Consider the following 23,060-nt stretch of genomic DNA (forward strand, 5'->3'; position numbering starts at 1 on the left):
GTCTCGCTGTGGCCCGCTCGTTCTGCTGTTCACCCGGCCGGAAGTCCGCCACACTGTCCCCGTGACGGACACGAAGCTGCAGGCCGAACTCGACGCGATCATCGACCGAACGACGACCGGGCAGCCCGGCCTGCAGATCTCGTACGAGTTGGCCACTCCGACCGGTGTCGTCGCGGCCCACGAACCGGACGCCGATCACTACGCCGCCAGCACCATGAAGCTTCCGCTGGTGCTGGCCGCCTATCGCCGTCGAGATCAGGGCACCCTCGACCTGGACTCGACCGTCACCGTCCACAACAGCTTCACCTCCAGGGTTGGTGGAGAGTTTGGGATCACCAGGGAGGACGACTCCGACGAGGAGGTCTGGGCCGAGCTGGGACGACCGGTCACGCTGCGTTGGCTCTGCCGGCGCAGCATCATCAGATCGTCGAACCTGGCCACCAACCTGGTCTTCGAGGCTGTCGGCACCGACGCGATCGCCGAGGCGATCACTGTCTGCCGGGCCGACGGGGTACGCGTCGTCCGGGCGATCGAGGACTACGCCGCGCAACGGGAGGGCCGGGGCAACCTGGTCACCTGCCATGGCCTGAACACGATCCTGCTCGCCCTCGCGGACGGGACGGCTGCGGCACCGGGCACCTGTGGCGAGCTGCTGGGCGTGCTGGCCGACAACGAGGTGAACACCGACATTCCTCCGGGCCTGCCCGATGGCACTTGGGTGGCTCACAAGAACGGCTGGGTCAGTGACGCAGTTCTGGACGCGGCGCTGATCCGTCCGCGAGGCGGCGACGATCCGACCGAGCAGTTCGTCCTCACCGCCGCGGTCAGCGGCCAGTGGCCCAACGACCGATCGCACGAGCTGATCCGCCGCCTCGCCGCTACCGCCTGGGAACAGCGTTCGCACTGGCCCAGCGATGGCTGAGCCTGGGAACCAGGCTGAGAGTTTCCGGAGACCTCGATCGGTCGATCCGACGCCGACTGCGCAGCCACCTACAGTTATCGCCATGTCGACCGGGGATGGGCCAGGCCGAGACCACGACGGCGAGGCGCCCGCGGTCGAGGAGCAGGCCGCCGTCCACCCCCATCGGCATCCCCTCGGTGATCATCACGTCCTGATCGACCGGACCGAGGATCGCTGGGAATGGCGCCGCAAGATCCGGGCCGACCCGCGCAAACTGCACTTCTATCGGATCGCGGTCGCGATCGCCGGCGTGCTGTTGATCCTGCTCGGCGCGGCGACCGGTCCGCTGCCGGGGCCCGGCGGGATCCCGCTGGTGCTGCTCGGGCTGGCCGTGTGGGCCAGCGAGTTCGAGTGGGCGCATCGGCTGATGCAGTGGTTCAAACGGCTGCTGCAGCGGTTCCGGACCTGGAGTCGGCCCCGCCAGGTGCTGGCCTGGGTGATCTTCTTCGCGGTGATCGGCGCCCTCGGCTACGGCTACCTGCTGGTGATCGGGATGCCGGTGTGGATGCCCGGCTTCGTCGCCGGTTGGCTGCATCACCTGCCAGGAGTCTGATCCGACTCGCCGACTTCCAGTTCGGCGATAGCGCGGTCACCCGCGGTCAACTCGGTGATAATGAGCCGCATGCCAGCCAGCGACTACGGGTTCTTCGATGCCCCGTTCCTGGCCTTCGCACATCGCGGCGGAGCACTGTATGCGCCCAATGTCGGCCGGGAGAACACGCTGGTCGCCTTCCAGAACGCGGTCGACCTCGGCTATCGCTACCTGGAGACCGACGTTCACGCCACCGCCGACGGGAAGCTGGTCGCCTTCCACGACTCCCGGTTGGATCGGGTCACCGATCGGACCGGCCTGATCGCCGAGTTGCCCTTCGCCGAGGTACGCGGCGCGCTGGTCGCCGGTGAGCTGCAGATCCCGACCCTCACCGAACTGGTGCAGGCATTCCCTGAAGCTCGATTCAACATCGACTGCAAGGCCGACGGCGCGGTGCAGCCGCTGGCCGACCAGATCCGCGAGCTCGGCCTGACCGACCGGGTCTGCGTCAGCTCGTTCGGAGTCGAACGGTTGCGGCGGCTCCGCCGGCTGCTGCCCGAGGTACCGACCGCGCTGAGTTCAAGGGCGATCGCGCAGCTCCGGTTCGCGCCGTTCCTGTCCGGGCTGCCGGCCCTCGGCAAGTTGATCAACTCTCCTGGGGTCGCCATCCAACTGCCGACCTCGACGCCGATCCTCGGCCGGCAGGTCACCCTGATCACACCGGCGCTGGTCAAGGCCGCTCATCTGGCCGGCCGGCAGGTGCACGCCTGGACGATCGACGACCGGGCCGAGATCGAACGGCTGATCGACCTCGGCGTGGACGGCATCTTCACCGACCGTCCCGACACCCTGAAGGCGGTCCTGCTCGACCGCGGACTGTGGTCGGCCGGATGAGCGCCGACGAAGTGACCACGGCAGCGGAGCGGCCGGACCGCCCGCCGGCCAAGCGTCGTACGGTGCTGGCCTGGGCGTTGTGGGACTGGGCATCGGCCGCGCAGAACGCGGTGATCACGACCTTCGTGTTCGGCCCGTACATCGTCCAGGGTGTGGTCGGCGAGGGTCATCGACCCGGCGGGCTGACCGGCAACACCTGGATGGGCATCTCGACCGCGGTCGCCGGCGTCTGCATCGGCCTGATCGCGCCGGTCACCGGCCGACGCGCCGACGCCGGAGGACATCGCCGCCGCAATCTGGCGATCTGGTCGGCGCTGGTGTTCCTGGCCATGGTCGGCCTGTTCTGGGTGAAGAACGAGCCGGCCTACCTCTGGCTCGGGTTGACGTTGATGGCTGCCGGCACCGTGTTCGCCGAGCTGGCCGCGGTCTCGTACAACTCGATGCTGCCGCAGGTCTCCACCCGGCAGACGATCGGCCGGATCTCCGGCTTCGGCTGGGCGATGGGCTACTTCGGCGGCATCTTCCTGCTGCTGATCTGTTACGTCGGTTTCATCGCCCCCGACGTCGGCTGGTTCGGTGTCACCGGCGAGGGTGGCCTGAAGTATCGAGCCATCGCCCTGATGGCGGCCGCCTGGTTCGGCATCTTCGCCTTGCCGGTGTTCTTCGCCGTACCGGAGATCAAGGCGACGTCCAAGATCAAACTCGGCGGCGGCGTGATCGGCGCCTACAAGCAACTCGTCCGCGACATCGGCCGGCTGTATCGGGCCGACCGGCACGCGGTCTACTTCCTGCTCGCCAGCGCCCTCTACCGCGACGGCCTGGCGGCGGTGTTCTCCTTCGGCGCCATCCTCGCCGTCAGTGTGTACGGGATGGGTGCCGGCACGGTGTTGATCTTCGGTGTGGTGGCCAACGTCGCGGCCGCCCTCGGCGCGGTGGCGATGGGCCGGGTCGAGGATCGGATCGGGCCCAAGCGGGTGATCATGATCTCGCTCACCGGCCTGGTGCTGATGGCCTGCACCCTGCTGGTGGTGGCACTGCTGCAGCCGCCGAACATCACCACCTTGTTCTGGATCTTCGCGTTGATCATGGTGCTCTGGGTCGGCCCGGCCCAGTCCAGCTCCCGGTCCTTCCTGGCCCGGATCGCGCCACCCGACCGCGAGGGCGAGATGTTCGGCCTGTACGCGACCACCGGCCGGGCGGCATCCTTCCTGGCCCCTACCCTGTTCGCCGTCTTCTCGGCGTTGTTCGGCGACAAGATCGGCATCGTCGGCATCATCCTGGTGCTGGTCGGTGGTGCCGTCGCGCTGGCGCCGGTTCGCGCGCCGGCTCGGCAGAGTCGTGCTGACTTCTGAACTGGGGCCGACTTCTGAGGCGGGACGTAAGGTCCCCGACCGTGTTGCCTCGACCCGCTATCGTTGAAACTGATTCGCGGGCCCGTGATCTGGGCCACTGCACCTGCTGCCCGGCATGATCGAGGGAACATCTCGCGCCGACCGGGCGTTGCACAAACCGAACTAATCGGGAGGTAGAGCCATGGCTGATCGTTCTCTGCGTGGAACGGGACTGGGATCCAAGAGCTTCGAGGACGAGACCGGCGTTGAGTTCGCCGCCCGCCAAGAAGTCGGTTACGTGTGCAACAACAAGCATGAATTCAGCTTGACCTTCGCCGAGGAGGCGGAGATTCCGGCGGTCTGGGAGTGCCCGCGCTGTGGCGCGGAGTCGCTGCGAACCGACGGCACGAAGCCGGAAGCCAAGGACGAGAAGCCGGTGCGTACGCACTGGGACATGTTGCGTGAGCGCCGCTCCATCCCGGAGCTGGAGGAACTGCTCGCCGAACGTCTCGACCTGCTGCGCTCCGGTGAACTCGGCCCGAACTACGCCTCCGCCGGAAGCGGCGGCGGTGGCAAGGCCAAGAAGAGCGCCTGAGTACCAGGGGTCCCTGGAACCGAAGGACGCCGTCACACACCATCATCCAAGGTGTGGCGGCGTCCTTTTTGTGTCGGTCAAGAGTCGTCGATCTCGCCGCGGATGACGACCGGCTCGTCCGGGTTGCGGCGGCTCGAGTTGCCGTCGGAGGGCTCGTCGACGACCTCGCCCTCGATCACGTCGCCGTAGCCCGGTTCGCCGCGGCGTCGGCCGAAGCCGCCGGGCATGCCGTTGCGGGTGGCGAGATCGTCCAGGCCGGCCAGTTGGCGGTCGACCAGCCGGCCGAGCAGGGCCTTCGGCAGTCGTCGGGTGAACGGGATCAGGCAGATCAGCGCGATCACGTCGGTGATCATGCCCGGAAAGATCAGGGCGATGCCGCCGGCCACGAACACGGCCGTGTCGAGTGCGTTCGGCAGCGCATCCTCCGACCGCGGCACACCGATGCCGCCCGCCGACGCCTCCTGCAGGGACTGCCAGGCCGTACGCCAACGACGCCGGATCAGCCAGCTGCCGATGATGCCCTCGACGACGACGCCGGCCAGCACCGGCAGCGCGCCGATCTGCTGTCCGAGCAGCACCAGCAGCCAGATCTCCACGATCGGCAGCACCACGAACAGCAGCAGTCCGATCGCGAGCCTTCGTCGTCCGAGCCGGATCATCGCAGAACCTCCACCCCGCCATCCTGCCCGATCAGCCAAAACCGCGTACTCACAAACTTGCGTAACGACGGTGCAGGATTCCTCGCCGAGAATCTGCACCTTCGTCACGCAAGTCTGTCCGGGCGCCCGAGCTCGCACTCGGCCTCGGCGCGAGCGGACACTCTGATACCTCCGAACGCGTGGACGAGTTGCTCAGTGAGCGCTCACGCTGACCTTCCTGGCCGACGGCGGCCGCGGATCACGGCGATCACACAACACACCAGTGCACCGGCGGCCAGCCCGCGCTCCAGCCAGGGCGCGATCCGTACCGCAGGCGTGATCGCATCCCGCAGCGGCATGGTGACCACGGTCGAGTCGGCGGTCCGCTCCTTGGTCTGCCACTCGATCTGGCCGTCGCGGCCGATGAAGCCGGAGACGCCGTTGGTGGTGGCGACGGCGATCTCGCGCCGGGTCTCCATCGCCCGGGCCCGGGTGATCGCGAACTGCTGCGCGACCTGTCCGGTGCCGGTGTACGTGGCGTTGTTGCTCTGCACCATGAACAGCTGCGCGCCGGAGGTGATCACGGAGTAGATGGTGTCGTCGTAGGCCAGTTCGAAACAGATGGCGTCGCCGACGGTGACCTTCTGCTCCGGCCCGCCGCCCAGACTCAACGGCACCGTCAGCGCGCCCGGCTTGGTGCCGGGCACCGACTGGGCGCCGACCAGCTTCAAGATCGGGAACAGCGGCAGCAGTTGATCACGGAACGGGATCCATTCGCCGAACGGGACCAGGTTGCGCTTGTCGTAGCGGGCGATGATGCCGCGCTGGGGATCCCACCACAGGCCGGTGGTCTGCCGCTCGTCCGGGCCCGGCCCGTTCATCACCGCACCGACGAAGATCGGCACTCCGGCCCGGTCGACCGCGGACTGCACTTGATCGTGGGTGATCACGTCGGCGGTCGGGTCGATGTCGGTGGAGTTCTCCGGCCAGAGAATGAAGTCCGGCTTGGGATACTTGCCCGCGTCCACCTCGTCCATCAGGTGGTCGGTCTGTTTGACGTGGTTCGCGGTGACTGTACGCATCCGGCCGAGTGCGTCGATCCCCTTGCCCGGCACGTTGCCCTGCACGATGCCGACATAGGCCGTCTTCCCGATGCCGTCGGCCGGGTCGGGATTCCAACCACGTAAGGCCATACCGGCGCCCATCAAGATCAACCAGACCGCCAGTACCGGCACCAGGGCACGCGTCAGAACCACCCGGGTGAGCAGACCCGCAGAACGCCGCGAGCCGATGATCATGATCACCAGCCAGGCCAGACATTGGGCGAGCAACGCGACCACGAAGGACAACCCGGCGGTGCCGATGAACGGCAGCAGCCCGGCCAGCGGCGTGTTCACCGCGGTGTAGGCGGCCCGGGTCCAGCCGAAGCCGCCGAACGGGTAGCGAGAGTAGACGAATTCGATCCCGGTCCAGGCCGCGGCCGCCATCACCGGCCAGTAACGCAGTCGGCCGACCAGCGAGATCGCGATCCCACCGAAGCCGAAGAACAACGCCTCGAAGCCGATCAGCCCGACCACCCCGAGGTAGGCGACGGCGCCACCGCCGACGATCACCCGGACCCAGCCGATCGCGACCAGCAGCATCGCCAGCCCGAAGAAGTAGCCGACCGCGAAACCGCGTCGGGGCCGGGTGCCGTGCGCGGCGACCGTCAGCCCGGCGATGCCGAGAAAGACCAGCGGCCACAGCGCGTACGGCTGGAAGGCGAAGCCCATCGCCAGCCCGGACAACACCGCCAGCAACAGCCGCAACGGCATCGGCATCGCGACGGTGCCGGTGCGTTTGCCGGTCGGCCGGGTGCTGGTCGACACATCGCCGGCGTCAGCACAGACGCGCGGAGTGTCGGCGCCGCCGGTGGCGGCGAGGGCATCGCGGTTCAGCACGGCGGCGAGCCTACCTGCGCTCAGAATCGCTGCCCGATGCGGCGCCAGCGGCGGCCGCTGGTGCCGGGCTCGTTCGGGCCGGACGCCACCTTGCTGCGGAAGACGATGTACGGCCGGACCAGGTAACGCAGCGGGTAGCTGAAGGCGTGCACCAACCGAGTGAACGGCCAGACGATCCAGACCGACCAGGCGGCGGTGGCGTGGATCTTGTAGACCAGCGGCGCGGTGATCATCACCTCCGGCCGCGGATGCCCGGTGAACAGGCCGCGGAACCAGACGCCGACGGTGTCGCGGTAGTCGTAGTTCAGGCCGAACAGGTTCCAGATCGTCGGCACGGTGCCGGTGATCACGATCACCAGGATCAGGATCAGCGCGAACCAGTCGACCGGCGAGGTGGTGGCCCGGACGCGCGGGATGAAGACCCGCCGGAAGGCCAGGAACGCGATCCCGGCGATCACCAGCACCGCAGCCACGGTGCCGGCGACGGTGGCGAAGATGTGGTAGGCGTGATCGGGGATGCCGAGGAAGTTCGTCACCGCCGCCGGGATCAGGATGCCCAGGATGTGCCCGCCGATCGCGGCGAAGGTCGCGTAGTGGAACAGCGGCGCGCCCCACTTGAGGAACTTGCGTTCCTGCAGCTGGGTGGAGCGGCTGGTCCAGCCGTACTGGTCGTAGCGCCAGCGCCAGATCGTCCCGATGACGAACACGCCGAAGGCGAAGTACGGGATGGCCACCCACCAGAAGATCTGGAACGCGTTGGCGGTCTTCATGAACCCATCCCCATGTACTCGGGTGGCGCGAACGGCTCCAGCCCGACCTCCTCGTCCGGCGGTCCCTTCTCCCAGTGCAGCTTGACCAGGCCGAGGTCGCGCCGGCCCAGCCGCGGCAGCAGGGCGCAGACCGCGTCCACCACCCCGGCGTACGGGGTGTTCGCCTCGTGCAGTGCCTTGCGCAGCAACTCCAGGTCGGCCCGGTGGCTGCGCAGCAGGTCCTCACCGCGTGGTGACAGTGAGGCGAACTCCAGCACCAGCGGCAGATAGTCCGGCAGCTCGTCGTCGGTCGGGTCGAACGCGGCGACCCGGTAGGCGGTCTTGAAGCTCAGCATCGCCATCCCGCGTCTGCGGGTGTCGCCGAAGCGGTAGTAGGTCAGATACAGGGCGCACCGGCGATGCAGATCGAAGGTCTCGACGTAGTGTTCGGCCACCTCGGCGGGCGGAGTTTTCCCAAGCCAGTCAAGGAATCCGGCCATCGCGTCCCGGCTCTGGTGCGGCCGGACCGTGGCCACTGCGGCGACCAGGGTGTCCAGTCCGGCGAAGATCGGCGCGGTCGGATACTGCAGCAGCACCGACGCCAACTTGTACGGGCTGACCTCCGGCCTGGTCATCGGGCACCTCCCTCGGGAAACAGATGCGGCGAGGTGCTGGCCCCGTCCCAGCCGAGCAGGTTGAAGTGCTGGCGGCCGTCGTCGGCGGTGAACGTGTGAGCCTCGGGGTTCCGCGGCCCGAACTCGTCCAGCCCCCCGCTACCCATCCCGGCGCCACCCATCCCCGGCCCGCCCTCGGTGTCCAAGCTGCAGAACATCTGCTCGTGCTGACTCTGCAACCGGCCGGCGTCCTCGGCGTGCGCCTTCGGCACCACGTACCGGTCGTCGTACTTGGCGATGGCCAGCAGCCGGTAGAGGTCGTCGAGTTCGGCAGGGCTGGTGTCGACCGCCTTGCCCAGCTCCTCGTTGGGTTCCAGCCCGAGCTGGGAGGCGCGCATGGTGGCCCGGATCGCGGCCAGTTTGCGCAGCACCCGGCGGACCGGTTCGACATCGCCGGCGGTGAACAGGTTGGCCAGGTATTCGATCGGGATCCGCAGCGAGTCGATGGTGGCGAACACCTTGTCCGGGTCGGCCTCGTCGTAGCCGGCGGCGTGCACGATGTCGGCCACCGGCGACAGCGGCGGGATGTACCACACCATCGGCATCGTCCGGTACTCCGGATGCAGCGGCAGCGCGACCTTGTGTTTCTTGGCCAGCGCGTAGGTCGGCGACCGGCGGGCCGCCTCGATCCAGTCCGCCGGGATGCCCTGCCGGAGCGCCTCGGCCTGCACCTGCGGATCCTCCGGATCCAGCATCACCGACAACTGGGCCTCGTACAGACCCTGCGGGTCCTCGGTCGCCGCGGCCGGCAACACGTTGTCAGCGTCGTACAAGATCAAACCGAGATAGCGCAGCCGGCCGACGCAGGTCTCGGAGCAGACGGTCGGCTGGCCGACCTCGATCCGGGGCGCGCACAGCGTGCACTTCTCCGCCTTGCCGGTGCGGTGGTTGAAGTAGACCTTCTTGTACGGGCAGCCGGAGACGCAGAATCGCCAACCCCGGCAGCGATCCTGATCGACCAGCACGATGCCGTCCTCCTCGCGCTTGTAGAGCGCGCCGGACGGGCAGGACGCGACGCAGGACGGGTTCAGGCAGTGCTCGCAGATCCGCGGCAGGTAGAACATGAACGCCTGCTCGAACTCCATCTGCACGTGCTGTTCGAGGTTGGTCAGGTTCGGATCCCGCATCGCGTGCTCGGTGGCCCCGGCAAGATCATCTTCCCAGTTGCCGCCCCACTGCATGGTCATGTCCTTGCCGGACAGCGCGGAAGCGGAGTGGGCGCTGGGATTGCGGGTGCCCAGCGGAGCCTCGATCAACTTCTGATAGTTGTACGTCCACGGCTCGCCGTAGTCGTCGATCGACGGCAGGTCCGGGTTGTAGAAGATCTGCAGCAGCTTCTTCAACCGGCCGCCGGCCTTGAGCTGCAGCCGGCCCTTCTTGTCCAGCGTCCAGCCGCCGTGCCACTGCTCCTGGTCCTCGTACCGCTTCGGGTAGCCGATGCCGGGCTTGGTCTCAACGTTGTTGAAGTAGATGTATTCGGTGCCGGCCCGGTTCGTCCAGACCTGCTTGCAGGTGACCGTGCAGGTGTGGCAGCCGATGCACTTGTCCAGGTTCATCACCATCGACATCTGTGCCTTGACCCGCATCAGAACTCCACCTCCTGGGAGCGGCGGCGGATCACGGTGATCTCGTCGCGTTGGTTTCCGGTCGGGCCGTAGTAGTTGAACCCCCAGGAGAACTGGGCGTAGCCGCCGATGGCGTGGGTCGGTTTGATCACCAGTCGGGTCAGCGAGTTGTCGCCGCCGCCGTGCCAGCCGGAGATCTCCGACTTCGGCGTCATCAGGTGCCGGTCCTTGGCGTGATACATGAACACCGTTCCCTCCGGCATCCGGTGGCTGACCACCGCCCGGCAGGCCACCACCCCGTTGCGGTTGAACGCCTCGATCCAGTCGTTGTCGCCGACCCCGATCTTGGCCGCGTCCTGCGGACTCATCCAGATCACCGGACCGCCCCGGAACAGCCGCAGCATGTGCAGGTTGTCCTGGTACTCCGAGTGGATCGACCACTTCGAGTGCGGGGTCAGGTAGCGGACCGTCACCTCCGGCCGGCCGGCGTCGCCGACACCCTGGTCGCCGTAGAACCGCAGGTAGTCCAGCGGCGGCCGGTAGGCCGGAAGCGCCTCGCCGAACTCGGCCATCCACTCGTGATCGAGGTAGAAGTGCATCCGCCCAGTCAGCGTGTGCCACGGCTTGAGCCGTTCGGTGTTGACCACGAACGGGGCGTAGCGGCGGCCGCCGGTCTCGCTGCCCGACCACTCCGGCGAGGTGATCACCGCCCGCGGCTGCACCTGTGTGTCGGCGAAGCTGATCTGATCGGCCTCACGCTCCTCGGCCAGGTCGGCCAGCCGCATCCCGGTCTGCCGCTCCAACTCCCGCCAGCCCTGGACCGCGACCTGGCCGTTGGTGGTGCCAGACAACGCCAGCAGAGCTTCGGCCAGGTGCACGTCGCGGGTCAGCGCGGGCCGGCCGTCTGCGATGCCGCCGCGGATCCGACCGTTCTTGCGGCCCAGGTAGTCCAGTGCCCCGTCCGGATGCACGGTGATGCCCTTGACCGTGGTTCCCAGCGTGTCCAGCAGCGGTCCGACCGCGGCCATCTTGGCCGCGACCGCGGTGTAGTCACGCTCGATCACGGTCAGCTTGGGCATGGTGACACCCGGCACCGGTTCGCAGTCGCCGCGTCGGAAGTCCTGCATCCGCCCGCCCGGATGTCTGGCCTCGTCCGGGCTGTCGTGCATCAGCGGGGTGGCGACCACGTCGGTCCGGGTGCCCAGATGCCGGGCCGCCTGCCGGGAGAACTCCTCGCCGATCGCCGTGAACGTGTCGAAGTCGGTCCTGGCCTCCCACGGCGGCGCGATCGCCGGGTTGAACGAATGCACGAACGGGTGCATGTCGGTCGTGGAGATGTCGTGCTTCTCGTACCAGGTCGCGGCCGGCAGCACGATGTCGGCGTGGGTGCAGGAACTGGTCATACGAAAGTCGAGGGTGGTGACCAGGTCGAGCTTTCCGCGAGGCGCCTCCTCGTGCCAGGTCAGCTCCTGTGGCCGGAGTTCGGGCAGGGTCTCCTCGGCGCGGACCGCGTCCTCGATGCCGAGGAAATGCCGCATGAAGTACTCCATCCCCTTGCCGGAGGAGCCGAGCAGATTGGCCCGCCAGACCGTCATCACCCGGGGGAAGTTGGCCGGGTCGTCGGGATCCTCGTCGGCGAACCGGAGCCGGCCCGCCGTGAGTTCGTCGACGATGTGGTCGGCCACCGGCCTTCCTGCCGCCTTGGCCTCGTCGGCCAGGTCGAGCGGGTTGCGGTTGAACGCCGGATGCGACGGGGTCCAACCCATCCGCGCGGCCTGGACCAGGCAGTCGGCGAACGCCCGGCCGGTGAACAGCCCGGTGCCGAGCGGACTGGTCAGCTCGTCGGCCCGGAACTTCTCGTACCGCCACTGGTCGGTGTGCAGGTAGAAGAAGGAGGTTCCGGTCATGTGCCGCGGCGGCCGCTGCCAGTCCAGCCCGAACGCCATGTTCTGGAATCCGGTCAGCGGGCGGACCTTCTCCTGGCCGACGTAGTGGGCCCAGCCGCCGCCGTTGACGCCCTCGCAGCCGCACAGCATCAGCAGCGTGAAGAAGGTCCGGTAGATCTGGTCGGAGTGATACCAGTGGTTGGTGCCGGCGCCCATCGCGATCATCGACCGGCCACCCGACAGCTCGGCGTTGCGGGCGAACTCCCGGGCCACCCGGGTCGCGGCTCCGGCCGGCACCGAGGTGATCCGCTCCTGCCAGGCCGGGGTGTAGGGCTGCGGGTCGTCGTAACCGGTCGGCCAGTCGCCCGGCAGTCCGTCCCGGCCGACCGCGTACTGGGCCATCAGCAGGTCGAAGACGGTGGTGACCAGCCGATCGCCGATCCGCCTGACCGGGACGCCGCGGCGGATCGCGTCGCCGCCCTGGGTCGGGCCGACGTCGAAGCGGGGCAGGTCGACGGTGACGGACTCGTCGTGACCGTCGTACAGGCTCAGTCTCGGGCGGAGCTGCTCCAGGTCGAGGTTCCACCGGCCCCGGCCGGACTCGGTGTAGCGGAAGCCGAGCGACCCGTTCGGGACTCTCGGCTCACCGGCCTGGTCGAGCACGACGGTCTTGCTCGCCGCGCCCTCGGCTTGTGCAACGGAGCCGCCGAGATCCGCGGCGGTGAGGAAGTGATCGGGGAGGTAGCTGTCGCCGTGTTCGCGCAGCGTGACCAGGAACGGCAGGTCGGTGTACTTGGTGACGTAGTCGGTGAAGTAGTCCACCTGCCGGTCGCGGAAGAACTCGGTCAAGATCACGTGCCCCATCGCCATCGCCAGCGCACCGTCGGTGCCGGGCGCGCACGGCAGCCAGTCGTCGGCGAACTTGGTGTGGTCGGAGTAGTCCGGGCTGACCACCACGACCTTCTGCCCCTTGTAGCGGGCCTCGGTCATGAAATGGGCGTCCGGGGTCCGGGTGATCGGCAGGTTGGTGCCCCACAACATCAGGTACGACGAATTCCACCAGTCACCCGACTCGGGCACGTCGGTCTGATCGCCGAACACCTGCGGCGAGGCCGGCGGCAGGTCGGCGTACCAGTCGTAGAAGGACAAGATGGTGGCACCGATCATGGACAGGAACCGGGTGCCGGCCGAGTAGGACACCTGCGACATCGCCGGGATCGGTGAGAAACCGACCACCCGGTCCGGGCCGAAGTCGCGGATGGTGGCCACGTGCGCGGCGGCGATCAGCTCGACCACCTCCGGCCAGGTGGCGCGGACGAAGCCGCCCTTGCCGCGGAAATCCTTGTAGCGCTTGGCTTTCTCCGGATTTCGGCTGATCTCGATCCAGGCGTCCACCGGGTCTTCGCCGGCGCTGCGCGCCGCTCGCCACAGCTCCAGCAAGGGTGCCCGGACGTACGGATAGCGGACCCTCGACGGCGAGTAGGTGTACCAGGAAAAGGAGGCGCCGCGCGGGCAGCCGCGTGGCTCGTACTCCGGGGAATCGGGGCCCACCGACGGGTAGTCGGTCTGCTGGGTCTCCCAGGTGATGATGCCGTCCTTGACGTACACCTTCCACGAGCAGGAGCCGGTGCAGTTCACCCCGTGGGTGGAGCGGACCTCCTTGTCGTGCCGCCACCGCTCGTGCCAGAACTCCTCGGCGTCGCGTCCGCCGATCCGATGGACCTCCCGGAAATCCTTGGTCGCCTTGCCCGGGGCGAAGAACTGTGCGGTCCGCAACAGCTTCTCGATCGGTTCGCCGCCGGGCAGCAGGGGTGCCAGCAGGTCCTTGTCGGTCACGTCACCATCTCCATCCAACGGTGTGGATGCGGTACGGCGCGATGCAGGCGTCGGTGCGCGCATCTGATGTCCGGCGGCTGCCTCTCGGTGCCTCGCCGGCCCTACGTTGACTCAACTACGAGCTGTCGTTGAGCCTGATCGCTTTCTACTAGTACCGCAACGAATGTGCAAGCACGCGGTCTCGTGGATGTGCCCAAAGTCCCAGTGACGCACGTCCCTTCGTCGCTTGCCTCTCAGGAAAACAACGACGATGATCGTGCTCAGATCGCATCGATCGAGGGGCCTGAACAAGGGGTTGATCACCATGGCCACGACGGCATCGGCCGCGCACATCATCGTCGGAGTCGACGGATCGGAACACTCCTTGGCCGCGTTGCTCGAGGCCGAGCGGCTGGCCAAGGCGCTGGACGCTCACCTGGAGATCATCACGTGTTGGATCGTTCCCGTCGGCTGGGTAAACGCCGGCTGGATCGACAACACCGGGCCGCGGCACGAAGCTCAGCAGATCCAGGACGCCGCGATCACCAAGGTGTTCGGTGATCTGGTGCCGGAGCACGTGACCCGGACACTGGCGGAGGGACCACCGCACGAGGCACTGATCGAGGCCGGCGCGAGAGCGGACATGGTCGTGGTCGGCAGCCGGGGGCACGGTGGATTCGTCGGCATGCTGATCGGGTCGGTCAGCCGGGCCGTGTCCACCCACGCTTCGTGCCCGGTGTTGGTCGTCCATTGAAGGCGGCACGGCGATGACCGAGAACCAGGCGGACCGGCCCGTTCGGATCTTTCTGCTCGATGATCATCAAGTGGTCCGCAACGGGATCGCAGAACTGCTCGGATCCGTGCCCGGCTTCGAGATCGTCGGCGAAGCGGGCACCGCCGCGGAGGCGGTGGGCCGCATCCTGGCCTGCCGACCGGACGTGGCGCTGCTGGACATGCGGTTGCCGGACGGCAGCGGGATCGACGTCTGCCGCGAGGTCCGGGCTGCCCTGCCGCACACGTACTGCCTGATCCTGACTTCGTACGACGATCATGACGCGGTGCTGTCGGCGGTGCTGGCCGGAGCGTCGGGCTACGTGCTGAAGGAGGTCCGCACGGCCGGCCTGGTGGAGGCGATCAGACAAGCCGCCAAGGGCATTTCGCTGCTCGACCCGGCAGTGATCGGCGAGGTGATGAACCGGATGCAGTCACAGACCGGGACCGATCCGCGGTTGAAGAGCCTCACCGAGCGGGAGCGCGAGGTGCTGGATCTGATCGCCGAAGGGTTGACGAACCGGCAGATCGGCGAACGTCTCTTCCTGACCGAGAAGACGGTCAAGAACTACGCGTCGAGCCTGTTCGCCAAGCTGGGCTTGGAAAGGCGAAGTCAGGCCGCCGTCTTCGGCGCCGAATTGCGGCGCCAGGGGCACGAGCAGAGCTGATCGGACCCCGGCGCCTCCGTTGTCAGCCGCGGGTGATCCGCCGTCCGGTGATCTTGTGAATGGTGATCTCGATCGATAACCGACGCTGACCGCCGGCCCAGGGCACCACCGAAACCGACCAGTCCGGGGACACCCAGTCGGGGTTCGACGCGGCGTGACTGACGCCTTGGATGAGCACGCTCTCGGCGACCAGGTGACGCTCGTCCAGGTGGTCCACCTCGAAGGCGACCGGGGTCGGCCGGACCAGTTCGGCCAGCGGACCGTACGGCGAGGTGCGAAAGCCGATCTCCGTGCCCAGGAAGGCGAAGTTCACCGGCAGGATCAGCTGCCCGTCGGGTGACTTCCAGCCGATCCGGCCGACCGTCTGCTCGGTCAGCACAACGACACATTCGTGATGATCGAGCTCGGCGAGCAACGGACCGTCCTTGCGATCGGGTGGCTGAGTGGCTGGACGAGTGGATTGCTGGGAAGCGCCGAAGGTCATGATCGTTCCTGCTGTGAGACGGGGGTGGTGTGTGGGTTCGCCCGGGCGATGATCCGGCCGGTGAGCTTCTTGATCGTGATCGCGATGAACAGGTGGCGGGTCCCACTGGCCCAGGGCAGGACGTCGTCCATCCGCCACCGGGGCACCCAGTTCTTGGTCGGCGCCGGCCCGGAGACACCTTGCACTAGCACACTGCTGCCCAGGCGTTGTTCATGATCAAGTACGTCGACCTCGAAGGCGACCCTGGTGCGGGTGACCAACCCGGCCAGCACCCCGTACGCGCTGGTCCGGAAGATGATCAAATGATCGTCGTAGAGGTAGGTGACGGGGAGGATCAACGGTCCGTCCGGCGGTTGCCAGCCGACCCGACCGATGGTCTGCGAGGCCAGCACGGCCTCACACTGGGCCTCGGTGAGTTCGATGAACCGAGTCGGCTGCCGACCGGTGCGCTGGACGTCCTCGATGTCCGGCAGGTTCGCGTCCATGATCAAACCGCCCCCGCCGAACGCTTTAACGCGTTCATGATCATCCCTGCCTGTCGTTAGGATCTGTTCTCCGCTTGAGGAAATGGACCGTCGCCGGGTCCGCAGGCGTCCCGCCGGACGATCAACGAGCCCACGAGTGCTCGCGGTTGTACGGCAGCTGCGCCCACCAGCGGCCAAGTCCCCAGGTCATCCCCGCCGACGTCGCTGCCACCACGATCAGCACCAGCGCGTAGATCACGTGGTAGTCGACGATCGGGTTCGGCGAGCCGGACAACCCGCCGCCGCTGAGCGTCCGGTCCAGCGGGAACTCGACCATCCACATCATCACCAGCGTGATCGTTCCCGCGACCGCCGAGGCCCGCAGAGCGACGCCGGCCATCACAGCCAGACCGACGCCCAGCAATCCGAGCATGAAGAACCAGTTGGCCCACCAGACACCGGCGATCGAGTGCGACAACGACTCGAAGGGTCCCACCTGGGTGGAGATCAGGAAGCCCTTGGTCGGCGATCCTCCGTTGATCCAGGCCTGGCTGCTCGTCGTGGCGTAGCCGAACCCGAACGTCTTGTCGAGGAAGGCCCAGAGGAAGACGAACCCGATCGCCAATCGCAGCACTGCAAGCACACGACGGGCACCTTTTCCGATCACACCGTCGTCGGCGTGGCCAACAACCTGTGGTTGTACCGGGGTCGCGACGTTGGATCGTTGAACACCGGATTCCCGTACCGGTGCTGACCCGGCCTTCGGCTCGTGATGCTGAACGCTCATGATCAACCAGTCCCTTCGATCATCGCCGCCACTCGGCGGCATCTGACAAGATCAGCTTCGAACAGGTGTGCGGGAACCGCACCGGTCCAACGTCGGCAGCTTGTCGGGACTTTCGCCCTCGAAGTTCCTGAGGTCGGTGCGGGCGGGTAGCCGCGTTCGGCTGCACTCGGCGCGACTCACGCTGCGGCCATCGACAGCTCGATCAGGGCTCTTCCCCAGTTCCGCCTTGCCGAACAGCGTCGGCGCGGATGGCCGTACTGCTGAGACCGAAAGCGCGCGTCGGGCCGCCGACGATCACCAACTCAACTTCATCGGGCAGCGTGGCTGGTGCGCGGTCAACGACCATCACCTGCAGCGGGGCCCATTGATCACCCCTGACAGTTGTTTCCACGATTGCAGTAGAGTTTGCTCGTTTCTATTAACGCCGTGGTGAAGCGCAAGCACTCCGTCGCCGATCACCGGGTCGCCGCCGGTTTGCGCCAGCATTCGCGGCCGGCCATCGAGGAGTGGGTTCGTGAGTTCGTCACGCGACCGCAGGCGGAAGGTGGGTGACCGGAGTCCCACCCAACCGGCGTCCACGGCAGCCGGAGCCGGCTCTGCACGGACCGGAGCCAGCCGGATGCGAGTCCTGCAGACCCTGCGCGACGCCTCCGGCGATCTGGGCGTGCAGGAACTGGCCGACAGGATCGGGCTGCACGTCAACACGGTTCGGTTTCATCTTGATCGTCTCGTCGCCGAAGGGCTGATCGTCCGCCGCGTCGAAGAGCGTACGGAGCCGGGCCGGCCGCGCCTGACCTACCGGGTTGTCGATCACCCCGCGCAGGAGACCGACGGTCAGCGCAGTTATCGCCTGCTGGCCGAGATTCTGGCGGGCTACGTCTCCGGGACGCCGGATCCGAGGACGGCCGCGATCGAGGCCGGACGAAGTTGGGGACACTACCTGACCCAGGGCCCGGCACCGTACCGGCAGACCGGGGAGGCGACCGCGATGCGGGAGCTGATGCGAGTGCTGGACGACATCGGCTTCCGGCCCGAGTTGGCCCACTCGGGGGATCAACGCCAGATCCGGCTGCGGCACTGCCCCTTCCTCGAGGTGGCCACCGAACACCGCGAGGTGGTCTGTTCGGTGCATCTGGGCCTGATGCAGGGCGCCCTGGACGAGTTGCGAGCGCCGCTGACCACGCTGCAGCTGGAGCCGTTCGTCGAACCGTCACTGTGTCTGGCGTCACTTGCCGCGGCGGCGCAGTCGAACGCACCGACGCCCGGCTGAGCAGGTCGGAACCGAGCCCGCGAGGAAAGCGTGGCGAAGGTCATTCGGCGATAGGACCAAAGCCCTTGGTGTTTACACAACGACTTCGGTAGAAAAAACAGTGATCCCTCATCCACCGTCGTTGGAGCTCTCCCCCATGACCACCTTGACCACACCATCTCCCGTCCTGGCCGCGGCCGCGGCGCATCACGACAGTCTGCTCACCGACCTGAGTCGGCTGACCGAGGCCTTCATCACCGCGGTCACCGAAGGCCCGGCATCCCAGTTGCAGCGAGCGGCACTGGTCGCCTTCCTACATGCCGAACTCTTGCCGCATGCCGAATCGGAGGACGCCCTGCTCTACACCGCGGTCCGCACACCGCGTACCGCGCTGCTGACCCGGGCCATGCAGGACGAGCACCGGATGATGAGGGCGCTGGTCGACGAGGTCGAGCACGCCGGCTCACCGATGGACGCGGCCGTGGCGGCCAGCGCGTTGGTGGTGCTGTCGGAGGTACGCATCGCGCAGGAGAACGAGCATCTGCTTCCCTCGCTGGAGGCAGCCGGGCTGGATTTGTCCCGGCTGCTGGACGGACATCCCGAGATCACCGGAGATGATGATCTTGCCGAGCCGGCCGATGGCCCGTCGGTTGCCGACGATGCCGCTGCCCGCGGACGGGCCGACGGGACGATCGACGGTCGTCGCTCGGTCGACTTGACCGGGTTGGACTACTACAACCGCCGGCATCGGATGTTCACCGCACTGCAGGCGTTGGCTCCCGGCGAGGAGGCCCTGCTGGTCAGCGAGTGCGGCAACGACGTGTCGACCTGGCTGCGTTATGAGATGGAAGCCCGGCTGCCGCAACGCTACGAGTGGTCGTCACCGCAGCAGGAGCAGGGGTTGACCAGAACACGAGTTCGCTGCCCCGAGCACTGAGGAATTTCCTGATCAGACGATCGGGCGCTCCTCGTACGGGACCGACAGCACGACCGTGGTGTGCGTGGAAACCTTGCCCTTGCTGCGGATCACGGCCAGCAGGTCCTCCAATTCGGCGGCGCTGGCGACCTGAACCTTCAGCAGATAGTTCGCCTCGCCGGCGACCGAGTAGCAGGAGACGATCTGCTCGATGTCGCTGAGCAGTTCCGGGGTGTCGTCGGGCTGCTCGGCGAAGAACGGCTTCACCTCAATGAACGCGGTGAGCATCATGCCGAGCGCGGTGGCGGAGATGTCGGCTCGATATCCGGTGATCACGCCCCGCTGCTCGAGCTTGCGTACCCGTTGCTGCGCCGCGGAGGTGGACAGACCCGTGGCCTTGCCGATGTCGGTGTATGACATCCGCCCGTCCCGGGCCAACAACGAGAGGATCTGTCGGTCGAGCTTCTCCATGCCGCTAAGCGTGCCAGTATTTCCCGGGTGACGACGCAAAGACTGCTACTTCTGGACACCGCATCGTTGTACTTCCGCGCTTTCTTCGGCGTACCCGACAGCATGCGGGCGCCGGACGGGCGGCCGGTCAATGCCGTACGGGGGCTGCTGGACTTCATTGCCCGGCTCACCGAGGACTACCGGCCGACCCACCTGGCCTGCTGCTGGGACAACGACTGGCGTCCGGCCTGGCGGGTCGAACTGATCCCCAGTTACAAGGCCCACCGGGTGGCCGAGCCGACCGGTTCCGGGATCGGCGAGATGTCGCACTCGGACGAGACCGAGATCGAGGAATCCCCGGACGCGTTGGCCGTCCAGGTGCCGATGATCATCGACGTGCTCGGCGCGCTCGGCCTGGCGGTGGTCGGCAAGGACGGCTACGAGGCCGACGACGTGATCGGCACGCTTGCGCGCACCAGCGGCATCCCGACCGAGGTGGTCACCGGTGACCGCGACCTGTTCCAACTGGTCGACGACCAGCGGCAGATCCGGGTGCTCTACATCGCCCGCGGCGTCGGCAAGCACGACCGGGTGGACGACGCGTGGATCCGGAACCGGTTCGGCGTCCCGGCCGCCGACTACCGCGATTTCGCCACCCTGAAGGGTGACCCGTCCGACGGCCTGCCCGGGGTGGCCGGGGTGGGTGAGAAGACCGCGGCACAGTTGATCACCAAGTACGGCACCATCGAGGGCATTCTGGCTGCCGCCAGCGAACCGAAGTCGGTGATCGCGCCGGGCGTGCGGGCCAAGCTCGCCGCGGCCATCGACTACCTCGCGGTCGCGCCCGAGGTCGTCGGCGTCGTCGACAACCTGGACCTCGGCGTGAGGTTGGACGACCTCGCGCTCCCATCGGCCCCGGCCGATCCGGACCGCTTCGCCGACCTCACCGCCGACCTCGGGCTCGGCGGCAGCGCCGACCGGGTGCTGGCCGCCCTCAAGGCATCATGACCGACTTCAACGGCCGCACCGTCCTGGTGACCGGCGCCAGCGGTGGCATCGGCCGCGAGACCGTGCGCCAGCTGGTTGCCGCAGGCGCCGACGTGATCGCCAGTGGCCGATCCGAAGAAGCGCTCGGCAAGCTCGTCGAGGAGGTCGGCTGCCGGGTGGGTGCCCTTCGACCTGACCTCCGAGGACAGCGTCCGGGATGCGCTCGACGGACTCGACCTGTGGGGCGTGGTCAACTGCGGCGGCTTCGGCGGCGAGATCGCCACCCCGATGGACACCGACATCGCGGTGTTCGACAAGGTCATGGCCGTCAACGCGCGCGGTGCACTGTTGGTGATCAAGTACGCGTCGCGCTCGATGATCCGGCTCGGGGGCGGGGGTTCGATCGTCAACGTGTCCTCCCAGGCCAGCCTGGTGGCACTCAACGGCCACATCTCGTACGGCTCGTCCAAGGCCGCCCTGGACAACATCACTCGGGTGTCGGCGCTCGAACTGGGCGAGTACAACATCCGCGTCAACAGTGTGAATCCGACCGTCGTGATGACCCCGATGTCGGCCTGGTACTGGGGACGAGACGACATCCAGACCCCGTTCCTGAACGCGATGCCACTGGGCCGATGGGCCACCGAAGCAGAGATTGCTGCCCCGATCGTCTTCCTGCTCAGCGACGCCGCGTCCATGATCACCGGCGTCGCTCTGCCGATCGACGGCGGTTACAGCGCGGTGTAGTTACTCGAGAAGCCGCTCCCAGACTCGCGCATTCCCCACCACGGCAGGGAATTGCTCGATTCTGTCGCGGATCTTCTGTCCGTCGTCCGGCGTCTCGCCCCAGCGGGTCAACGCCTCGGCGATCCTCGCCAGCCGGGTCCCGATCATTCGATCCAACAGACCTTGTTGTGCCTCCAACGGCTCGCCGCCGGCGGCCGCATAAGCCGCCTGTGAACGACGTACCAGTTGCGGATCGGGAGCCGCGCGGCCCCTTCGCGCGAAAGCGATGAACACGTACGCCGCCTCCAGCGGGATGCTCTCGGGCCCGGACGTGTCCCAGTCGATCAGGGTCGGCCGGTCGCCTGCCATCAGAACATTCCACGGCTCGACGTCGCGATGACTGAGCGCATAAGGCGGCGTCGCCTCGAATGTCACGACGACCTGTCGAGCCTGCTCGAGTACGAGGTCGAGGTGCGTGCGCAACGCCGGCGCCCACGGCGCCGTCATCGCCTCCCCTTGATCGAGCCAATCCAGCCACTGCTCCTCGGCGACCGGAGGAAATTGGCAATACCACCAGTTCGGGTCGGGGCGATCATCGAGGGGTTGCAGGCCATGGGTGAGTGCGAGGGTCGTCCCGATCCAGTCCGCGACGTCGTCATCATCGGCAAGGGCGCGATGCTCGAGGTAAGGAAACGCACGGAACAGGCCGTGCCCGTCGATCCGAGCGACCGACCCGAACACGGGGCGGACCGGATCGATCGGTGCTGGTGTGTCGATCCCCGCGTCAACGGCCCGCTGTTCGAGCCGCATCGCCGGTTCCAGTTGATCTTGCCAGGGCAGCTCGTCATCAGCCCAGAAGCGCTTGATCAACACCTCCCCGGACGCGGTCGGGACACGCCAGGCGTCGACCTGACCACGTCGCCTGATCAGCTTCGCCGGTCCGACCGCGTCGCCAAGATCAAATGCCTCGGTCATCACCGCCGCAGCAACGTCACTCATAAGAACCGCATCCAACCATGCCCTCCGCGAGCCCGGCTTCAGCCACTGAGCCCCAGCAGCCGACGACCCCGGTGGACGAGACCCGGTGCGTCGTTCGCCTGGCCCCAGATGATCATGCTCGCGGCCTTCAGCGGTTCTCGCAGCTGCAGGACCCGTTCCTCCCGCTCTGTCAGGCTGCGGCCGTAGCCCTCGAAGAACGCCCGCTCGAGATCCGGGCGGCCGACCCACTCACCGGTGCGGAGCATCTCGAAATCGAAGACGTGGACGCCGACCTTCGCCTTGCCGAAATCGATCATGGACAACGCATCGTCATCGCAGACGATCCAGTTCCTGGGCTGATTGTCGTTGTGGATCGGGCCTACGGTCAGGTCTTCGGTGACGGGAAGGTCGGCCAGTTCAGACCGGATCCGCCGCCAGATCGTCGCCGGCACGCTGCCGTTGCCGGTGCGTTCCAAGTTGTCGAACTGTTCGATCATCGAGTCCCGGCCGTTAGTCCAGCGGGTCGCCGGCTGGCAGTCATGCAGGCGTCGGGTCAGCTGACCCGCCTGGCGATGGTGGTCGAGCGACTGCGCTGTGCCTGCCGGTCCGTCGATCCACGACATCACGAGAGTCTGAGCATCATCGTCGTACGCAAAGAGGGTCGGGGCACGCCCCTGCAGCTTCGGCGCCCAGTGCAGCAACGCGTGCTTCTCGCGTACGAAGTGTCGCTCCGACTGATAGAGCTTCAACGCAACCGGACGATGTTCGGTGTGCACCTCCAGCAGCGTGGCAAACCCGTTCGGCCAGCTGCGATCACCGACGACGGCCCATCGATCAAGATCATGGTCAAGGACGCGCCCCAGCCAGGTCAGGTGCGCGATTGCAGCACGTTCCTCTGCAAGCAGCGCTCGGCGGGACACGACCGCAGCGTAACCGGAGGGAGGGCACCCGACGACACCGCGCGAACGAAGTTGTGTGACGAAGGAGCGCGGAATTGAGC

The 23,060-nt window shown here is 67.3% G+C and carries 22 protein-coding genes and 1 pseudogene; 11 read left to right on the forward strand and 12 right to left on the reverse strand.

Translation table 11 applies throughout. The features are described 5' to 3' along the window. The first annotated feature begins 61 nt into the window (after positions 1 to 61). The 5 genes from FOE78_RS13890 to FOE78_RS13910 all read left to right on the forward strand — a co-directional run bounded on the left by FOE78_RS13890 (position 62) and on the right by FOE78_RS13910 (position 4,313). Positions 62 to 922, forward strand: coding sequence for a serine hydrolase (locus FOE78_RS13890; RefSeq protein ID WP_168207516.1), 861 nt, complete (start codon positions 62 to 64; stop codon positions 920 to 922). Positions 923 to 1,004: 82 nt separating this feature from the next. Beyond that, positions 1,005 to 1,514, forward strand: a complete 510-nt coding sequence (locus FOE78_RS13895; RefSeq protein WP_143986821.1) for a PGPGW domain-containing protein — start codon at positions 1,005 to 1,007, stop codon at positions 1,512 to 1,514. 69 nt (positions 1,515 to 1,583) lie between these two features. Beyond that, positions 1,584 to 2,387, forward strand: coding sequence for a glycerophosphodiester phosphodiesterase (locus FOE78_RS13900; protein ID WP_143986822.1), 804 nt, complete (start codon positions 1,584 to 1,586; stop codon positions 2,385 to 2,387). Continuing rightward, on the forward strand, positions 2,384 to 3,739 hold the full coding sequence (locus tag FOE78_RS13905; RefSeq protein WP_143986823.1) for an MFS transporter: 1,356 nt from the start codon (positions 2,384 to 2,386) through the stop codon (positions 3,737 to 3,739). The genes FOE78_RS13900 and FOE78_RS13905 overlap by 4 nt, the downstream gene beginning before the upstream one ends. 181 nt (positions 3,740 to 3,920) lie before the next feature. Further along, on the forward strand, positions 3,921 to 4,313 hold the full coding sequence (locus tag FOE78_RS13910) for an RNA polymerase-binding protein RbpA (RefSeq protein ID WP_143986824.1): 393 nt from the start codon (positions 3,921 to 3,923) through the stop codon (positions 4,311 to 4,313). Between the two features lie 77 nt (positions 4,314 to 4,390). Here FOE78_RS13910 and FOE78_RS13915 read toward each other — a convergent pair whose 3' ends face one another. The 6 genes from FOE78_RS13915 to FOE78_RS13940 form a co-directional block, all read right to left on the reverse strand. Beyond that, a complete protein-coding gene (locus tag FOE78_RS13915) occupies positions 4,391 to 4,972 on the reverse strand; it encodes an FxsA family protein (protein ID WP_143986825.1) in 582 nt (193 codons plus the stop codon). 203 nt (positions 4,973 to 5,175) lie between these two features. Then, complete coding sequence (gene lnt / locus FOE78_RS13920; RefSeq protein WP_143986826.1) at positions 5,176 to 6,891, reverse strand: apolipoprotein N-acyltransferase; 1,716 nt, start codon at positions 6,889 to 6,891, stop codon at positions 5,176 to 5,178. A gap of 20 nt (positions 6,892 to 6,911) precedes the next feature. Next, entirely contained in the window at positions 6,912 to 7,661 is a 750-nt protein-coding gene (gene narI, locus FOE78_RS13925) for a respiratory nitrate reductase subunit gamma (RefSeq protein ID WP_143986827.1), read from the reverse strand. After that, a complete protein-coding gene (gene narJ / locus FOE78_RS13930; protein ID WP_143986828.1) occupies positions 7,658 to 8,275 on the reverse strand; it encodes a nitrate reductase molybdenum cofactor assembly chaperone in 618 nt (205 codons plus the stop codon). Before narJ ends, narI begins: the two co-directional genes overlap by 4 nt. After that, positions 8,272 to 9,900 (reverse strand): nitrate reductase subunit beta, encoded by a 1,629-nt coding sequence (gene narH / locus FOE78_RS13935; RefSeq protein WP_143986829.1) that lies wholly within the window; start codon positions 9,898 to 9,900, stop codon positions 8,272 to 8,274. The genes narJ and narH overlap by 4 nt, the downstream gene beginning before the upstream one ends. After that, positions 9,900 to 13,601 (reverse strand): nitrate reductase subunit alpha, encoded by a 3,702-nt coding sequence (locus FOE78_RS13940; RefSeq protein WP_407662581.1) that lies wholly within the window; start codon positions 13,599 to 13,601, stop codon positions 9,900 to 9,902. Before FOE78_RS13940 ends, narH begins: the two co-directional genes overlap by 1 nt. Positions 13,602 to 13,905: 304 nt before the next feature. Here FOE78_RS13940 and FOE78_RS13945 point away from each other — a divergent pair, with 304 nt between their 5' ends. Both FOE78_RS13945 and FOE78_RS13950 read left to right on the forward strand, forming a co-directional pair. Then, positions 13,906 to 14,334: a universal stress protein gene (locus tag FOE78_RS13945; protein ID WP_143986831.1), complete on the forward strand. Its 429-nt coding sequence runs from the start codon at positions 13,906 to 13,908 to the stop codon at positions 14,332 to 14,334. A 13-nt stretch (positions 14,335 to 14,347) separates the two neighbouring features. Beyond that, positions 14,348 to 15,019 carry a response regulator gene (locus FOE78_RS13950; RefSeq protein ID WP_143986832.1) on the forward strand — a complete coding sequence of 224 codons (672 nt, stop codon included), beginning with the start codon at positions 14,348 to 14,350 and terminating at the stop codon, positions 15,017 to 15,019. Positions 15,020 to 15,041: 22 nt separating this feature from the next. Here FOE78_RS13950 and FOE78_RS13955 read toward each other — a convergent pair whose 3' ends face one another. From FOE78_RS13955 to FOE78_RS13965, 3 genes are all read right to left on the reverse strand, one after another. Beyond that, positions 15,042 to 15,503, reverse strand: a complete 462-nt coding sequence (locus FOE78_RS13955; protein WP_143986833.1) for a pyridoxamine 5'-phosphate oxidase family protein — start codon at positions 15,501 to 15,503, stop codon at positions 15,042 to 15,044. Then, positions 15,500 to 15,988 (reverse strand): pyridoxamine 5'-phosphate oxidase family protein, encoded by a 489-nt coding sequence (locus FOE78_RS13960; RefSeq protein WP_143986834.1) that lies wholly within the window; start codon positions 15,986 to 15,988, stop codon positions 15,500 to 15,502. Before FOE78_RS13960 ends, FOE78_RS13955 begins: the two co-directional genes overlap by 4 nt. Positions 15,989 to 16,109: 121 nt before the next feature. Then, complete coding sequence (locus FOE78_RS13965; protein ID WP_228265832.1) at positions 16,110 to 16,610, reverse strand: hypothetical protein; 501 nt, start codon at positions 16,608 to 16,610, stop codon at positions 16,110 to 16,112. Between the two features lie 763 nt (positions 16,611 to 17,373). On the opposite strand from FOE78_RS13965, the gene FOE78_RS13970 reads away from it, so the two are divergent. Further along, complete coding sequence (locus FOE78_RS13970; RefSeq protein ID WP_143986836.1) at positions 17,374 to 18,024, forward strand: helix-turn-helix transcriptional regulator; 651 nt, start codon at positions 17,374 to 17,376, stop codon at positions 18,022 to 18,024. A 136-nt stretch (positions 18,025 to 18,160) separates the two neighbouring features. Further along, entirely contained in the window at positions 18,161 to 18,940 is a 780-nt protein-coding gene (locus tag FOE78_RS13975) for a hemerythrin domain-containing protein (RefSeq protein WP_143986837.1), read from the forward strand. Between the two features lie 12 nt (positions 18,941 to 18,952). On the opposite strand, the gene FOE78_RS13980 is transcribed toward FOE78_RS13975, so the two are convergent. Next, positions 18,953 to 19,390, reverse strand: coding sequence for an Lrp/AsnC family transcriptional regulator (locus FOE78_RS13980; protein WP_143986838.1), 438 nt, complete (start codon positions 19,388 to 19,390; stop codon positions 18,953 to 18,955). 27 nt (positions 19,391 to 19,417) lie between these two features. Here FOE78_RS13980 and FOE78_RS13985 point away from each other — a divergent pair, with 27 nt between their 5' ends. Beyond that, on the forward strand, positions 19,418 to 20,377 hold the full coding sequence (locus FOE78_RS13985; protein WP_143986839.1) for a 5'-3' exonuclease: 960 nt from the start codon (positions 19,418 to 19,420) through the stop codon (positions 20,375 to 20,377). After that, a pseudogene (locus FOE78_RS13990) lies at positions 20,374 to 21,103 on the forward strand (SDR family oxidoreductase). The gene FOE78_RS13985 and the pseudogene FOE78_RS13990 overlap by 4 nt, the downstream one beginning before the upstream one ends. Here the strand turns inward: FOE78_RS13990 and FOE78_RS13995 are convergent. Beyond that, complete coding sequence (locus FOE78_RS13995; RefSeq protein ID WP_143986840.1) at positions 21,104 to 22,081, reverse strand: aminoglycoside phosphotransferase/kinase family protein; 978 nt, start codon at positions 22,079 to 22,081, stop codon at positions 21,104 to 21,106. A 38-nt stretch (positions 22,082 to 22,119) separates the two neighbouring features. Continuing rightward, the gene (locus tag FOE78_RS14000; RefSeq protein ID WP_168207517.1) at positions 22,120 to 22,980 is read right to left on the reverse strand and encodes a phosphotransferase; all 861 of its coding nucleotides are present in this window, start codon (positions 22,978 to 22,980) and stop codon (positions 22,120 to 22,122) included. Positions 22,981 to 23,060 lie beyond the last annotated feature (80 nt).

Source organism: Microlunatus elymi (assembly GCF_007362775.1).
In the GTDB taxonomy this organism is placed as follows: domain Bacteria; phylum Actinomycetota; class Actinomycetes; order Propionibacteriales; family Propionibacteriaceae; genus Microlunatus; species Microlunatus elymi.

Bases quoted from the DNA above. Each gene is read 5' to 3' on its own strand.
- narI (WP_143986827.1), bottom strand. From the start codon at position 7,661: ATGAAGACCGCCAACGCGTTCCAGATCTTCTGGTGGGTGGCCATCCCG.
- narH (WP_143986829.1), bottom strand. From the start codon at position 9,900: ATGCGGGTCAAGGCACAGATGTCGATGGTGATGAACCTGGACAAGTGC.
- FOE78_RS13905 (WP_143986823.1), top strand. From the start codon at position 2,384: ATGAGCGCCGACGAAGTGACCACGGCAGCGGAGCGGCCGGACCGCCCG.
- FOE78_RS13970 (WP_143986836.1), top strand. From the start codon at position 17,374: ATGCGAGTCCTGCAGACCCTGCGCGACGCCTCCGGCGATCTGGGCGTG.
- FOE78_RS13960 (WP_143986834.1), bottom strand. From the start codon at position 15,988: ATGGACGCGAACCTGCCGGACATCGAGGACGTCCAGCGCACCGGTCGG.
- FOE78_RS13975 (WP_143986837.1), top strand. From the start codon at position 18,161: ATGACCACCTTGACCACACCATCTCCCGTCCTGGCCGCGGCCGCGGCG.
- FOE78_RS13910 (WP_143986824.1), top strand. From the start codon at position 3,921: ATGGCTGATCGTTCTCTGCGTGGAACGGGACTGGGATCCAAGAGCTTC.
- FOE78_RS13995 (WP_143986840.1), bottom strand. From the start codon at position 22,081: ATGAGTGACGTTGCTGCGGCGGTGATGACCGAGGCATTTGATCTTGGC.
- FOE78_RS13915 (WP_143986825.1), bottom strand. From the start codon at position 4,972: ATGATCCGGCTCGGACGACGAAGGCTCGCGATCGGACTGCTGCTGTTC.
- FOE78_RS13900 (WP_143986822.1), top strand. From the start codon at position 1,584: ATGCCAGCCAGCGACTACGGGTTCTTCGATGCCCCGTTCCTGGCCTTC.
- FOE78_RS13980 (WP_143986838.1), bottom strand. From the start codon at position 19,390: ATGGAGAAGCTCGACCGACAGATCCTCTCGTTGTTGGCCCGGGACGGG.
- FOE78_RS13895 (WP_143986821.1), top strand. From the start codon at position 1,005: ATGTCGACCGGGGATGGGCCAGGCCGAGACCACGACGGCGAGGCGCCC.
- FOE78_RS13950 (WP_143986832.1), top strand. From the start codon at position 14,348: ATGACCGAGAACCAGGCGGACCGGCCCGTTCGGATCTTTCTGCTCGAT.
- narJ (WP_143986828.1), bottom strand. From the start codon at position 8,275: ATGACCAGGCCGGAGGTCAGCCCGTACAAGTTGGCGTCGGTGCTGCTG.
- FOE78_RS13955 (WP_143986833.1), bottom strand. From the start codon at position 15,503: ATGACCTTCGGCGCTTCCCAGCAATCCACTCGTCCAGCCACTCAGCCA.
- FOE78_RS13945 (WP_143986831.1), top strand. From the start codon at position 13,906: ATGGCCACGACGGCATCGGCCGCGCACATCATCGTCGGAGTCGACGGA.